The sequence below is a fragment of the Lysinibacillus sp. FSL M8-0216 genome, assembly GCF_038595555.1.
Taxonomy (GTDB): domain Bacteria; phylum Bacillota; class Bacilli; order Bacillales_A; family Planococcaceae; genus Lysinibacillus; species Lysinibacillus fusiformis.
Window position 1 is genome coordinate 3,190,131 of record NZ_CP152007.1, and the last position, 14,639, is coordinate 3,204,769.

The 14,639-nt window shown below is 35.5% G+C and carries 12 protein-coding genes and 1 pseudogene; 4 read left to right on the plus strand and 9 right to left on the minus strand.

Going from position 1 to position 14,639, the window contains the following annotated elements; all coding sequences use genetic code 11:
• Positions 1–32: 32 nt before the first annotated feature.
• Positions 33–512 (minus strand): thioredoxin family protein, encoded by a 480-nt coding sequence (locus tag MKX57_RS15670; RefSeq protein WP_008178370.1) that lies wholly within the window; start codon positions 510–512, stop codon positions 33–35.
• A 193-nt stretch (positions 513–705) separates the two neighbouring features.
• On the opposite strand from MKX57_RS15670, the gene MKX57_RS15675 reads away from it, so the two are divergent.
• Positions 706–3,000, plus strand: coding sequence for a YhgE/Pip domain-containing protein (locus MKX57_RS15675; RefSeq protein WP_008178372.1), 2,295 nt, complete (start codon positions 706–708; stop codon positions 2,998–3,000).
• Positions 3,001–3,080: 80 nt separating this feature from the next.
• On the plus strand, positions 3,081–3,593 hold the full coding sequence (locus MKX57_RS15680) for a PCYCGC motif-containing (lipo)protein (RefSeq protein ID WP_008178374.1): 513 nt from the start codon (positions 3,081–3,083) through the stop codon (positions 3,591–3,593).
• Between the two features lie 185 nt (positions 3,594–3,778).
• Here the strand turns inward: MKX57_RS15680 and MKX57_RS15685 are convergent, their stop codons facing one another.
• The 6 genes from MKX57_RS15685 to MKX57_RS15710 all read right to left on the minus strand — a co-directional run bounded on the left by MKX57_RS15685 (position 3,779) and on the right by MKX57_RS15710 (position 11,221).
• Positions 3,779–5,818, minus strand: coding sequence for a cellulose biosynthesis cyclic di-GMP-binding regulatory protein BcsB (locus tag MKX57_RS15685; RefSeq protein WP_089986126.1), 2,040 nt, complete (start codon positions 5,816–5,818; stop codon positions 3,779–3,781).
• Positions 5,818–7,089, minus strand: coding sequence for a glycosyltransferase (locus MKX57_RS15690; protein ID WP_008178379.1), 1,272 nt, complete (start codon positions 7,087–7,089; stop codon positions 5,818–5,820). Before MKX57_RS15690 ends, MKX57_RS15685 begins: the two co-directional genes overlap by 1 nt.
• Complete coding sequence (locus MKX57_RS15695; protein WP_342530009.1) at positions 7,082–8,524, minus strand: DUF2334 domain-containing protein; 1,443 nt, start codon at positions 8,522–8,524, stop codon at positions 7,082–7,084. Before MKX57_RS15695 ends, MKX57_RS15690 begins: the two co-directional genes overlap by 8 nt.
• Positions 8,514–9,371: a diguanylate cyclase gene (locus MKX57_RS15700; RefSeq protein WP_008178382.1), complete on the minus strand. Its 858-nt coding sequence runs from the start codon at positions 9,369–9,371 to the stop codon at positions 8,514–8,516. Before MKX57_RS15700 ends, MKX57_RS15695 begins: the two co-directional genes overlap by 11 nt.
• Positions 9,352–10,413 carry a hypothetical protein gene (locus MKX57_RS15705; RefSeq protein ID WP_239355465.1) on the minus strand — a complete coding sequence of 354 codons (1,062 nt, stop codon included), beginning with the start codon at positions 10,411–10,413 and terminating at the stop codon, positions 9,352–9,354. The genes MKX57_RS15700 and MKX57_RS15705 overlap by 20 nt, the downstream gene beginning before the upstream one ends.
• 271 nt (positions 10,414–10,684) lie before the next feature.
• Positions 10,685–11,221 (minus strand): hydrolase, encoded by a 537-nt coding sequence (locus tag MKX57_RS15710; RefSeq protein ID WP_090002531.1) that lies wholly within the window; start codon positions 11,219–11,221, stop codon positions 10,685–10,687.
• A gap of 522 nt (positions 11,222–11,743) precedes the next feature.
• Here MKX57_RS15710 and serC point away from each other — a divergent pair.
• Both serC and MKX57_RS15720 read left to right on the plus strand, forming a co-directional pair.
• Complete coding sequence (serC, locus tag MKX57_RS15715) at positions 11,744–12,832, plus strand: 3-phosphoserine/phosphohydroxythreonine transaminase (RefSeq protein WP_089986129.1); 1,089 nt, start codon at positions 11,744–11,746, stop codon at positions 12,830–12,832.
• A gap of 267 nt (positions 12,833–13,099) precedes the next feature.
• Positions 13,100–13,459, plus strand: coding sequence for a hypothetical protein (locus MKX57_RS15720; protein WP_008178390.1), 360 nt, complete (start codon positions 13,100–13,102; stop codon positions 13,457–13,459).
• A gap of 195 nt (positions 13,460–13,654) precedes the next feature.
• Here the strand turns inward: MKX57_RS15720 and MKX57_RS15725 are convergent, their stop codons facing one another.
• Complete coding sequence (locus tag MKX57_RS15725; RefSeq protein WP_089986130.1) at positions 13,655–14,077, minus strand: hypothetical protein; 423 nt, start codon at positions 14,075–14,077, stop codon at positions 13,655–13,657.
• Positions 14,078–14,136: 59 nt separating this feature from the next.
• Positions 14,137–14,633 (minus strand): annotated as a pseudogene (locus tag MKX57_RS15730) (IS1595 family transposase); the annotation flags it as partial.
• Positions 14,634–14,639: the final 6 nt, after the last annotated feature.

Consider the following 14,639-nt stretch of genomic DNA (forward strand, 5'->3'; position numbering starts at 1 on the left):
CTGATCAAAATGTTGATACAGTCTCCTTAGTATTATTTTTTTAACACTACCGTATTTAAGAAGTTGCGTAAGTCCTCTTCTTTTAGTGCCCCTACAAAACGGTTCACTTCTTTTCCATCTTCAAAACGGATAAACGTTGGTGTTGCTTCAATATGATATTTCTCCCATAAATCTTCATATTCATAGACATTCAATTGAGCAATGTCGACACCCAGTTCATCTGCAATTGGCATTAATTCAGGTGTAAATGCTTGACAGTGTACACAAATCGGGCTGAAGAAATACGCATTCACAGGTTCACCTGCTTTAATCTTTGCCTCTAATTCATCTGGTAACATAATGTTTTGATAGCTTTTGTCATCTAATTGATCAATTGTTTCTTGTTTCAGCTTTTTATCGCCATAAGGGTTGTTTGCGCTCTCTAGTTTACTTTTGTTTGAGACATTGGTAAGCACAATAATTGCTGCAAATAATACAACAATAACGGAACCAATAATTAATAATTTTTTCACTAGAATAGTGACCTCCTTTTTTACACTAAAATCCTAATTTTAGTGTATCCGGATTGATTATAAATTGTTTTGAAAACCTAGTAAACTAATTCGCCTTTAAAAAAAGATATTTCACATTTATAACATAATTTTAAGTATATTTGGGAACATACATATTGAGAGTTCATGCAAAATTTGAACGTGGGGTGATTATATGAAAAACTCGTTTCAGCATGTATTTCAAATTTATACGAAGGATATCCGGAACATTGTCACAAACTGGGTAGTAGCTATCATTGTGGGCGGATTGATTTTTCTTCCTTCACTTTACGCCTGGCTTAATATCTATGCCTCTATGGACCCATACGCCCACACATCCAATATGAAAATCGCTATTGTCAACGAGGATACTGGAACCACCGTTCGAAATGAAGCAATTAATGTTGGAAATGAAGTAATCGAGAATTTAAAAACGAATGAAAGCTTTACTTGGGAGCTTGAAAACGAACAGCAAGCCATGGAGCATTTGAAAAATGGAGATTATTTTGCCATGATCGTTATTCCCAATGACTTTTCGCAAAAGCTCACCTCCATTCTGACAGAGCAACCAACTAAAGCGCATATTGATTATTATGTAAATGAAAAAAAGAATCCGATTGCCCCTAAAATAACAAGTAAAGGAGCAAGTGTCCTTACCCAGCAGGTTTCTAGTGAATTTGTATCAACGGTCAACGGGACGCTATTCTCCATTTTTAATACTATTGGGCTTGAAATGGAACGTGAAATTCCTGACTTTCGAAAATTTGAAAACTATGTCTTTACTATAGAGCAGCATTTACCTGATATCAATTCATTTTTAGCACAGGCTTCTAGCCAAGGGAAGGATGCCGATCAATTACTCAATCGTGCGATCACACAAATTCCACAAGTAGAACAATTAACAACAAATGGTTTGACTACTATTCAAAAAGGTCTAACTCTTGTGAATGAAGCAGATGCTCTGTTTAATGAGCTATCTCCCCTTATTAAAAAGGATGTACAAACTGTCCAAAATATTGCGCAGCACTTCACAGATATTATGAATAAACTCAACAGCATTGATCTTGATTCAGCCTCTATCACCCAAACAAAAGAAGCATTAAAAAATCAATTGTCGACGTCCAAAGAAAACATAACGCATAGTATTCAAACACTTGAGGCGCTACAGAAGTTGATTCAAGCAGATACTTTAACCCGAAATCAGTTGCAGGATTCCTTAGATCGTATCATAGCATCTTTACAGCAAAGTAATGCCCAAGATAATGAACAAATCATTGAACAGCTTACAGCTATACGTGATGCCCTGCAAAATAATCCGACCTTTACCGATTCAACTTTAAACGCTCTAAAAGACTTGCAACAATTAAATACATTACATGCAGATATCCTTACAAAAATTGAACAATTACAGCCCATTGATAAAAACGTCATTCAACAAGATATTACAGCGATTCAAAACATCGCACAAAATGCTACCGCTAATTTACAAAAATTCTTGGTCTACTATAACGATAAATTGGAGCCACAAATTCGCTCAACATTGTCTAGTGCTAAAAGTACATTAACAAGTGCTTCTGCCATGTTGACGGATGTAAAACAATTCATACCTCAGGCAACAGATAAATTGACACAGGCAAAAAATACGTTAGGTACGGCTAATAATGCTCTCCAGAAAATCCAAAGCGAGTTCCCTACTTTAAGTACAAAAATCAAGGACCTAGCGAATAAACTTCGAACTTTAGAAAATGAAGCGGATATTTCAGAGATTGTGCAATTATTAAAGAATGATGTCAATGCCGAGCGTGATTTCTTTGAAGAGCCCATTAAACTAAAGGAACATCGAATTTTCCCTATCGCCAACTACGGAACAGCGATGACACCATTTTACACAGTGCTATCCATTTGGGTCGGTTGTTTATTATTAATTTCACTATTATCCGTAAATCTTCATGAAAATTCACCTTATAGTATCCGTGAAATCTATTTTGGCCGCTTACTAACGTTTGCAACTTTTTCTATTATACAAACCCTCATCATTACGATCGGTGATACCTTTTTAGTTGACGGTTCTATTCAGGCGCCCGCTTACTTTATCTTGTTTGGACTTTTGATTAGCTTAGTATTTGTAACCGTTGTGTATACGTTAGTCTCGGTCTTTGGAAATGTTGGAAAAGCTTTAGCGATTGTGATGCTTGTTTTACAAATTGCGGGCTCTGGTGGGACATATCCTGTGGAATTATTGCCAAAGTTCTTCCAAATCATTAACCCATTTTTGCCTTTTACGTATGCCATTGAAATGATGCGTGAGGCGGTTGGAGGCATTATCTGGTCAACTGTATGGGTAGATCTCATCTTCTTAATTGGTTTCTGGTTCGTCTTTATCCTCTTTGGCTTTTTCTTAAAAAAGTTACTGAGCGAGAAAATAGAACATTTTATGAACAAAACACGCGGTTTAGATATATTTCATTGATTTTCAACTAGGCTCCATGTAAATGTTTATGAGAGCGATGTTATAATGGAAGTATTGTAAACATGTAGGAGGCGCTATTGTTGAAGAAAACGGTTTCTATTTTTATTGTTTTAGCGTTAATGTTATTAAGTGCGTGTGGAGAAAATAAGAAAAATGTTGAAAATGATCATGTAGCTACAGAAGGTGAAACTTCCCATGAAGGGGATAGTCATGCTTCAGGCGATATTCAGGAAGAAACAGCTTCAGCAAATGTTCTTCCAACGTTTTTAGAGGGTAAACAAGAAAATATTCGCTTGGTTTATCAAGTTGCTGGACAATCTACAGAAATTCTTGAATGGATGCCATGTTATTGTGGATGTGGCGAATCTTCTGGTCATAAAAGTAATTTAAACTGCTTTATTCAGGAAAAACGTGAGGATGGATCCATCGTCTGGGATGATCACGGTACTCGTTGTTTAGTCTGCTTAGAAATTGCTGTACAATCGGCTAAAATGCATCAGGATGGCAAGAGTCTAAAAGAAATTCGCCAAATCATTGATGAAACTTATAAAGAAGGCTATGCAAAACCAACACCAACTGATATGCCGGCATAAAAAAGCAAAATCCATCGAGAAGTTCATTCTCGATGGATTTTGTCATTTTTTCTTCTCTTTCATTTCCAATATTCGGTAAACCACTGTCAATCTCAATATAAGTTACCACATTGTAAAAAAAGACTGTAGGCAAACGGCAAACTCAACATTCAATGAGCTTGCCTACGCTTAACGCGACTTTGCTTTTATTGTTGCACTTGATTTTTCTTTCTTTTGCGAAGGATGACATATAGGATCACTGCAATGACAATTATTAATCCTATAAATTCGGCAATTAGGACCAATGAAATTTCACCTTTTTTATCTGTTTTCACATCAGTATTATTAACGTTTTGATCTACTGCTACGACAAATTGCCCCTCTTTTGTTTCAATTGCTGCACCTGCTTGTGAATCAGTCTCTTTCAAGTGTGCATAAAAGTCTCCTTTAATAGAGGCATTCTCAAACGATTGTATCCATAATAATGGCTGAGTGTTCTGCCAAAAGTTTTTAGTCATATAAGCATATTGACCAATTGCCTCAGGTAAAAAGCCTTGTTGAATTAGTTGTTCAGAAGAATTTGGAATTTGGCTAGCATTTTTGGATAGCCATTTCAGCTGCTTCATGTCTCCCATAAAAATGACCGCATGCTTTTGTAAAGCTTCTTCGGTGACATCTTTGTCCTGCATAAGTGTGATATTGGCCATTTTGCCATTCATCATTAATGCCTTATACATAGATAGCATCTTTACATCATCCATGCTTTCATTATTAGGAATCACCATTAATGTATGATCATGAAAGGAATTCGGAAAATCACGTAAAGTAAAGGTTGGTTCAGTGGCATCTTTAGTGATCGATAAAGAACTAGCACTATCTATATATAACCAATAACGTTCATTCGTTGTTTCACATGGGTCCTCTAATTGAAAGCCTGTTACTTCAAATTGAATATCTGTCATAGATTGTTGATTAAGAACATTAGTTTGAATAGGTAGTAAAGCCTCATACATATCTGTAGTAGTTTGCTTTAGCTTTCGTAAATCTACCGAATGTGGGACATTATTGATATAGGCAATCAATTCAAGTTTTCGATCATCATCATGATTGTCTGGTATACTAGCTGATTTCTTTAACACTAATCGCATGACCGCTTCCTTATTGGCCTCTAATTGTGGCAAGGACACATAATAATGTGGGGTCATAGTTAATTGGCTAGACAAGGTTTGGTTTTCAAAGCCAAACTGCTGAAAGGAAATGGTTGAATCTGAAGTACTGTCTATTTTCGGTAAATCTTTAATGGCTAATGTATTTCCTATTAATTGCCCGGATAATCTAGATTCTGTTAAAAAGGATAATCGTTCCTCAATCGCTTTCCCATTCGTTGAAGTCACAGCCAAAATAGGTACCCGTTCATTTGAATCTGTATTAAGTAATTCCTGCATAGATAATGTCATGGTGTCGTCACTAACATTGATTTTATCTAATACATTTTTGAATAAGCTTGTACTAAATTCCTTTTGTGCGCCTAAGATAACAATAGGCCCAGACACTTGATTGACCGCATCTTCACGTTTAATCTGAACATTTGTATCACCATGCTCTGATAAATAAGCAGAGAGCTGGTATCCACTGTTTAAAGTTGCTTCAGAAGCTTGCTTTGGTAAAATAACTGTTGTTGCATATCCCTCATAACTCAAAAATGCAGTTGGATAACTAGTTAATGCCCATGCTTGGCTCTCCTCGCTAAAAGCTGACATGGAAGATAGTATATCGATACGTAACCAATTACCGGCATTACCAGGTGGCACACAAATACCTTCTTTTAGAATTCCATAAAAACTTGCAGTAATCTTGTGAGTCCCTTTTAATAAAGCCTCTTTTGGAAGATTAACGACAATCGTTTGCTTAAGTAAATCTGCTTTCAATGGCACCGTTTTGACCGCTACATCATCCACTTTCACGGTAAACGAGGATGGTGCTATAAGTAGCTCTGAATGTTGAATTTGAAAAGTAGCCTGCTGGCCATTTTGTTTCACATCATCTACTAGATTATAATAAAAATCTCTTGATGAGGATGGACCCTGTAATTCAATTGGCTGTGATAATAAAGGCTTGTTTTGCTTTTGATTGCCTTCTATCGCCATTGTTTTATCATCTACGGTAATGGTAGCCGCAACAGCGTCATTTGTAATACATAAAAAGCCTATAAAAAATAAAAGTATAGAGAAAAATTTGGCTCTCATTATTCCGCTCCTTTATCTGTTTGCTTTGAAAATCGTTCTGTTTTATACCATTGCACTTCTTGCCCAGTAAACATGCGCTTTATTTCTAAAAATAATGACCATACGACTAGTACAATCCACATTTGGGAATACGTAAAATACATAAGAATGACATATAAGAAATTCTTTCTATTCATTTCAGTTTTTTCAATACTTAAGGTAATCATTACTTCTCCTAAGAATAGTAAAAAGGCTAAAACCCATAAAACAAGGGCAATATCGCCAACGGTCAAACCAATGTCATAAAATAAATTAATAATAAATAAAGCATTGGATAAAATAACGCCAAAGAAAAATAAGAAATACGTAAAGAAGAAGTAAAATAAATCAAATATAATACTTTTTCTTTTTAAGGTGAAAAATTGACTTAAAAACTTCAGAACTACATATTGATTGCCCCTTGCCCATCTTGTTCGTTGTTTCCACCAAACTTTTAATGTCTCGGGCTCCTGCTCCCAAGTAATAGCCTTTGGGAAAAATCGAATATGATAGCCTAAGTTATAAACACGGATAGTCAGCTCTGTGTCCTCTGCTAATGCTTTTACATCCCATCCACCTAACTGCTCTAAAACTGTACGGCGAATGGCAAAATTAGTACCAGGAATGGTTGCTACCTTAAACCATTTCCAACGACCACCCTGAGCCATCCACTGGAAGCAAATCGTTTCTATATTAATAAACCTTGTCAACCAAGTTTCAGTCGCATTAATGACGCGAAACTTCCCTACAGTGGCCGCAGCTTTTGGGTCATTTATGAGACCCATTACTAAGTACCAAACTGCCATTTTTTCAGGTGTATTATCTGCATCATAGACCACTACAATGTCCCCTGTAGAATCAGCTAACGCAGAGTTTAATGCCGAAGATTTGCCCTTCCCTTTGTTAGGCTCCACGGTTTCAATCACTCGAATAAATGGAAATTTTTCAGCATACTGCTTGGCAATATCACCAGTTTCATCAGAGGAATTATCATTAATGACAATCACCTCTAATTTATCTTTAGGATAATACAAACGAGACATAGCCCGTAAAGTCTGCTCAATTACGAGTGCTTCATTATGAGCTGGTATAAAAACACTGACAGAGGGTACATGAGTCATTTTTTTAGACCACTCATCGATTGGTTTTTCAAATGAACGGAAATGTAAATAGCCCCCCTCCATTAAAAACATGTGGTAGAGCAGCATAATCCAAATGAGGAAAAGTGAAATAAAAAATAATAGATTAGCCATTTGTCTTCCTCTCCTCAAATAATCTCTTACGCAATGTAATTCGTAATCGTAAGGTACTTATAAAAAATAATGTAACAAACAAGGATACAACAAAGACAAGGATCCATAAAATTAATTCGAATGGCCGTTCATCAAATGAAATTTTTAAACGCTCTTTTTTAGAAAAAGATAAGTCAATGGTCTGTTCACCATCTTTATGTTGGACGATGGAAACATTCTCTGACTTTACTTGTTGGTTTGTTTGTCGGAAATTCATGAGTTCTATTTGCGGATGTCTTTTTAGCACATCAACAAGTTCTTGAGCATAAGAAGAATTTACATAAGCAGGATATTGAATACCGATAATGGAACTAGGAACCTGTAATAGTAAGTCTATTTTTCGTTTGACAGTATATAAAGGATTGCTGTCTGTATCAGGAATGATCCCTACTGTCATTGGATAGATGGTGCGGTTGTCCATTTTTGTGATATATAATGATGGACTATCTTCCGGGATACTCCCTTTAAATAAGCTATTCTCATCACGGCTTATAGATGGATAAATATTCCGTAATGCTAAATAATCAAGATTATTTTCAGGTGAAGTAGTGGAAGAAAGGATAAATGGATAACCTTCATTTTGTAGCTTTTGCAAATAACTTAATAATTTTTTATTATCATGTAAGTAATATATATTTTTTTCATATTCATCCATTAATATAGGTGTTACTTCAAGTGCAATCGGCACCCTATTTTTAGTGAATGCCTTCACTACCTTTTCTAACTTTCCCACATCTGTTTTCATATTAATATCTGATACAACAATAAAAGCTGGATGTGACTGAGGCTTGGGTAATTGCAATAAATCGCCCATGAGGGTAGGCCATTGATATTGTAAGGTTCCTCTATTCACAAAATCTCCGATATACGACCAATTGTTCTTTTTAACAACAAAAGGATAGGATTCATTCATTGAGGAGGCTCTTTTCAAGACTTCGAAATCAGCAGATGGTAATACACTTTTCCATCTTACAGGGTTGTCTAAACTTTCTTCCCCAATTGTTCGGAGCTCAATTATTTGACCTTGCTGCCATTTAGCAAATGGGCTGAATTGAAGAGCATTTTCACCAATCAAAATCGCAGAACCTTGAAAATGATTCACAGCAGCTAAAGCCTTCTCAGGAATAACTGTTGGATACGCGTTAAAAATAACAATCCGTTTATAACGTTGCAGCATCTGCTCTTCTATTTCTTCAATCGCTAAAACATCCACGGACGTATATACTTGAAGCATCTCTTGCAATGCTATAACATCACGATTTGGTTGCTGAGTACTTGTGACAAAGATTAATGCTATGTCTTTGTCATCTTGTGCAGCAAATGCTGTCTCACTTGATATGAAAGTATAAAAACAAAGCATTCCAATGGCGAACCATAAGTTGTATTTAGAGCGCACTTGTTTTCATCTCTCTTTCCAATTCTGTTAAAAGCTCATCAAATGTTGTTTCCATCAATGGTCGATAGGTCATAAAGCTTGTTTTATAATTGAGTGTGACCCATTTGCCATTGACCAATTGATGATTTTTTAATGCTTGATCTAGTTTGTCATAAATGACTTCCATATGCTGGTCTGTTGTATCGATTAGCAACAACCCTATATGATTTTCACGAAACCGAAACTTTTTATCCGTTTGTCTGACCGTTTGTTGAATTCGTTGGGAAAGCTGTTGCCATAAATGCTGTACCTCTTTTGCACCATACAGCTTTTGGAATTTATCATAATTTTCAAGCTTTAAAACCATAAAAACAAAAGTATGTTTATGTCGGTCTGCCCTACGCATTTCTTCATTGACGCTTATACGCATTCTCGTTTCATTATCAAATCCTGTTTCCACATCAATGGCTACATAATTTCTAACATCCTCTTGCAGTTTTTTTAAATAGTTTCCCTGTTCACTCATTAATTCATGCACCTTTCCAGCACAAAGAATGAGGATCAATAGTAGAATCCCGTAGGCGAAAAACATTTGCATGGAAAAAGTAGGATTTAGAAAAATTACAGCTCCTGCTATTCCTGTATATAGTAATGTCGAGCCTGTAATAAAAATAAAGACGAGGCTACTCACAAGACCAAATACTGTCCCTCTCCAAAGTGTAAGTACGATGAGAATCATTAAAAAGGAGTACAATAATAAGCCTTCAGCATCCTGACGGAGTAAAAAATAAGCTGGTAATTGTAACAATAAAATAAGTAATATTCCATAACCCAAAATAGCTTTATTTCTATTTATTGTGGTACGCATTTTCTACCTCCCTTTCTGCTAATAGTGGTAGTAAATTATCAAAACTATGCGTTGACTTTGTATGTTTATCGACATAGCCTGATGAAGGATCTTTTAGAGCTGTCATCTTTTCCATGAATTGCTGAGCTAATTGCTGTTCGTTTAATGCCAGCATATATCTTGCTGCCATGGCATAAACAGCTGGCGATTCAAAGTTAACGGTCGGTTGATTCGTTTGGGCACTGTAACGACCATAGAGTTTACCGTCTCTCTTCAAAAGGTTTAATAGCCAGTTTTTAAATGGCATTGTGTCCCCATCCATCGAAGCAAGATGATAGGCCGTATATAATTGATCGATCATGTGCAATTCCTCGTCGAACACATAGCTTTTAGTGGCAAGGTCAAAATATTTTGGGAAAAATCCTGCCTCAGCTATTGGGGCATTTTGTAAAATGTCTAACTGATGTTGAACTTGTTGCTGGGATAATAGACCATGCTGCTCCATTTCATAAAAAGCAGATGGCATAATATAGCTCATGGTTAAAGCTGTTGCTTTATCATGGCTATTAACATCGACATAATCGACAAACAGTTCTTGATTCATCCCATACTGAATCAAATTATCTCCAATTTGTTTACCCAATTGTTCATAATCTGAATCATGCCATTTCTCACTGGCATCCAGTAAAACACGGATGATACGTAAATCATCAATCAGTGCATTGACAGAAGCTTTTTTAGTACCATCTAATCGCCAAACAATAAAGTCGTTTGACAAAAAATACGATTTCAAGACATCGACTTGTTCATCAAAACGTGCCTGATCATCTTTTTCTACTAGATAGGCAAGCCATAAACCAACCGATTCAGATAAAAACACATCCTTTTGGGTATCTATATCTGTGCGTAATAAACCTTTTCCATTCATTAAATCTTCGATGACAAATTGTTCCGTCGGTGAAGTAGCAGGCACTTTTTGTAACGCTACCTCTTTTTCTGTACAGCATATTAAAAGAAAAACAACACTAACTATTAACAAAAACCATTTAAAATTTTTTATCATCGTCATCTTCCTCATTAATAGTTATTTTTCTATTATGAAATCCCGATTTTATATTATAGTATACAATAATTAGAAAGGCTAAGCTTTTATATGAGTAGAGTCATACTTTAAATATTCTTTATAAAAAAAGATGCCCAAAAAAGGTCTATAGACCCATCAGGCATCCCGGATTTATTCTATAAAAGCTATATTTTTTGGTAATTTCCTATTTAAAGCAAAAATTGTTATTACTATTTTTTTGAACACGGACCAATGGGGTCATTTATGTCTATTACTTCACAAGCTGTAAAATTGTTTTAAAATGTTCATGGTCTGCTCGTTGCAAAAGCTCATATAAAATCATCTCCATACTAGTTGGATAAATACCAAGGGCACTCATCTTAGCTAATCCGACTTCCTTATTTGCTTTTGTTCGAGATGAAACAGCATCTACCACTACCTCAACTTCAAATCCTTGTTCCTTTAGTTGTATAGCTGTTTGGTAAACACAAATATGCGTTTCAATACCAGTGACAATAAATTGAGAACGTCCACTTTCCTTCATCGCTTTCACAAATTCCTCTTCCTCACATGCACTAAAAGCCATTTTAGCAATTGCTTGTCCTTGAAGATGTTGTGCTATATCAAGTGCTGTACCGCCTAAACGACTCGGATTTTGTTCTAGCCATAAAATAGGTACTTCCAGTGCTTGCATTGCTTGTATCAGCTTAGCAATGTTTGCAATCGTTGCTTCACTCTCATCAACAATTGTTGCTAGCTTTCCTTGCACGTCAACGACTACTAAACAAGCTTCTTCTACTGTAAACATCGTGAACACCCCTTTTCTATTCTTTATTTATTATACAAAAGCTCACTTTAAAATGGGTTTATTTAAAATCCTATCGTACATATTGATTCATCGTCTGCATAAATAAACGTTATATTTTATATTCTAGCCGTTCCATATCTCCACGAGCATGCCCTTTTCCGCAGCTACTAAAATCCGAACATTAAATGGATTGTAACGGATGAAATTTATTTCAATTACGAAAATTCCAACTTTATTCCTGATAAAACTGTACTTTTCGTTCGTATTTGAATTAAAAACTCCTGCTAATTGTGTACATTTTGTTGCGAGGTTGTCGCTATTCTGCTCAAATATTAAGAATTTTATTTTTTCTCTTGAAAATTAAGTTATAATCCAGTAAAGTTCTGTTATCCCGCTTTAATGGTCCTATAGCTAATGATGTCTCTTAGACGATTAAAGCTCGATCAGGACAATGTATATTCAGCAGTTTATAGCCACTGGATAAAAATTTCACTTATTAATCAAACAAGGAGTGTACCCACTTTGACACAACGTGCATACAATTTCAACGCAGGTCCATCTGCACTGCCCCAAGAAGTATTAGAAAAAGCTCAACAACAATTAGTAGACTTCCGTGACTCAGGTATGTCGATTATGGAAATGAGCCATCGTAGTGCCATTTTTGACGAAGTACATAACGAAGCTATCGCCTTATTGAAAAAGCTATATGCGATACCAGAAAATTACGAGGTCTTATTTTTACAAGGGGGGGCTAGCCTGCAATTTACAATGGTGCCAATGAACTTCCTATCTACTGATCAAAAAGCAAGTTATGTATTATCAGGCTCTTGGTCTGAGAAGGCATTCAAGGAAGCAAAGTTTTTCGGTACACCTGTGGAAGCTGCTAGTACAAAAGAGAACCAATACCGCCATATTCCTGCCCTAGCAGACATTCAATTTAATGAGGATGATGCCTATGTGCACATCACTTCTAATAATACTATTTACGGTACACAGTGGAAGGATTATCCAAATACAGGAAATGTACCTTTAGTGGCCGATATGTCTAGTGATATTCTTTCAAAACCAATTGATATTCAAAAATTTGGACTCATCTATGCAGGTGCTCAAAAAAACCTAGGTCCTTCAGGTGTAACAGTTGTCATTATTCGCAAAGATCTTCTTGAAAAAGCGAATAAAAATATCCCTACAATGCTTAAATATACAACACATGCTGATAGTAATTCTTTATATAATACACCACCTACATTTGGTATCTATATGCTAGGTGAAGTGTTGAAATGGGTAGAATCTAATGGTGGAGTCGCTGCAGTTGAGAAGCACAATGAATTAAAGGCTAAAATTATTTATGATGCTATTGACAATAGCAATGGATTCTATAAGGGGCATGCAACTCCAGAAAGCCGTTCACTTATGAACATTACATTCCGCGTTGCCGATGAGGAACTTGAAAAACTATTCCTAGCGGAAGCAAAAGCAGCTGGCTTTGTAGGGCTAAATGGCCATCGTTCTGTAGGCGGCTGTCGTGCTTCAACATATAATGCTGTGCCATTAGAGGCTTGTGAAGCTTTAAGAGACTTTATGGTCGATTTCCAACAAAAACATCAATAATCTTATAAAAAATGACGATGATTTACGTTTCTGTAATGACTCGTCTTTTTTTGTTTGTCGATGATAATCTATCCCCATACAACTATCATTATAAAATTTTTATAGCAAATTTTTCTTTTAGGGCTTTGCACATAGCCTATTCTTTTGAGAAAAATATAGATTTTTAAGCGGACTATCGGACAGATTACCAGCCTCAATCTATTTACCAAACATAGATTATTACTGTAAGGATACCCTTACGAAAATAGAGGAAGGGAGGTCTGGACGATGGAAGATAGACGATATACAACACAGATGAACTGGCAAGGCTGTAAATGTCCAAAAAAAGAAGAGAAATGTTGTCCACGTAAAGAAGAAAAATGCCCTTGTCAAAAAGAAGAAAAATGTACACCAAGAATGAGCAGTAACTGTAGAGGCTGTATTTGTCAGCAATTACGGAAATTAGAGCTTGCGACTAGACTAGATATCTTTTTATCTGGAGGTATTAGCTTCTTAGGTGTGACTTTCATTTCTTTCGATCCACGCAATTGCTGTGCTTACTTCCTTGAAGCAGGTGCGGCTGCTACTTCTCCTTTAATTGTAGACTGCAATCAAATTGTTGCGATTCGTAAAGTAGCAGTAGCTTAATAAAAATAGAGAGGGTACATCCTATTTGGAACTACCCTTTCTTTTACATAAGGCTCTGTTAAATTTAATTGTTGATTTTTTAAAAATTATTATGGGAACCTGATTTGTTGAGGTTTCTCATTCTTATTCAACTAACACTACTTACTTTAATAAGTTTAATAAGAAAAAGTGCTATGCTCATTTTGAGTTGAGCCTTTAGTTTTCTATTCGAATAAAGCATTTTTCATATATATCAATTGCTTCAATTTGTAGGTCATTTAAATTAATTTTCAACTCATCCTCACGTTTTTCATCTTCTTCACCTAACCAACAAATAAAAACTTCACAAAAATCGCCTTGTGGAAGCAATCCTTTTAGTAAGTGACATAAATAAAGAAAAGTTATTTTGGATTTTTCGTAGTTGTGTGGTGAATAAGTCTTTTGATATTCATTCATCTCCCAAATAGGATGACCTTTTTCAGATACTTCATAAATATAGGGCGTAGTAAAATGCTTCTGCTTAACTACATTACGATTTTTTTCTTTAGAGAAAACATAATCTATTTCAACCTCATCCTCTGTATAATATTCATTTAGTTTTACTGTAAAATTTAATCCAATATAAGTTGCCATACTCATTTTCATAAACTCCCTGCTGTTTAGTTGTTCAAGTAAATTGCCTAAGAATTAATTAAATATTACACATTGAATTTCGATATCTGCAAGCTTCGATAGGTTTCAGTCATTTCAAAAATAAATGATGTCAATAGAAATTCTTTGATATTGTGTTTTGTACTTTCGTTACTATGACTATCTATATATAAGAACCAAGCAAGGTAATTATCAAGGTATTTAGTAGCTACGCCTTTAAAACGATTTATCCAATGCTTTACACGCGAATGAAGTCCGTTAACTTTTGAATATGGTACAAACCTTTAATAACGTAATTTTCATCGTCTAATTTAATGCGATAATGCTCTATTCTTTTTTCATTTGCATAAGTTTTATAGGCTCTCCAAGCATCTGTAATAAGTACATTATTAGGCGATAATTTAGAGCCTATCATACCATCAACCTTTGTTTTCACCACACGCCCCAAACACGCTACTTTTGAAACGGTCGCTTTAGTTCGGTCTCTAGCGACAAGAACACAGACTTGTTCATTACTTATCCCTCTATGCTTAGATTTACCGCCAAGCTT

Bases quoted from the DNA above. Each gene is read 5' to 3' on its own strand.
- MKX57_RS15685 (WP_089986126.1), bottom strand. From the start codon at position 5,818: ATGAGAGCCAAATTTTTCTCTATACTTTTATTTTTTATAGGCTTTTTA.
- MKX57_RS15710 (WP_090002531.1), bottom strand. From the start codon at position 11,221: ATGTTTACAGTAGAAGAAGCTTGTTTAGTAGTCGTTGACGTGCAAGGA.
- MKX57_RS15700 (WP_008178382.1), bottom strand. From the start codon at position 9,371: ATGCGTACCACAATAAATAGAAATAAAGCTATTTTGGGTTATGGAATA.
- MKX57_RS15690 (WP_008178379.1), bottom strand. From the start codon at position 7,089: ATGGCTAATCTATTATTTTTTATTTCACTTTTCCTCATTTGGATTATG.
- MKX57_RS15705 (WP_239355465.1), bottom strand. From the start codon at position 10,413: ATGATAAAAAATTTTAAATGGTTTTTGTTAATAGTTAGTGTTGTTTTT.
- MKX57_RS15675 (WP_008178372.1), top strand. From the start codon at position 706: ATGAAAAACTCGTTTCAGCATGTATTTCAAATTTATACGAAGGATATC.
- MKX57_RS15725 (WP_089986130.1), bottom strand. From the start codon at position 14,077: ATGAGTATGGCAACTTATATTGGATTAAATTTTACAGTAAAACTAAAT.
- MKX57_RS15720 (WP_008178390.1), top strand. From the start codon at position 13,100: ATGGAAGATAGACGATATACAACACAGATGAACTGGCAAGGCTGTAAA.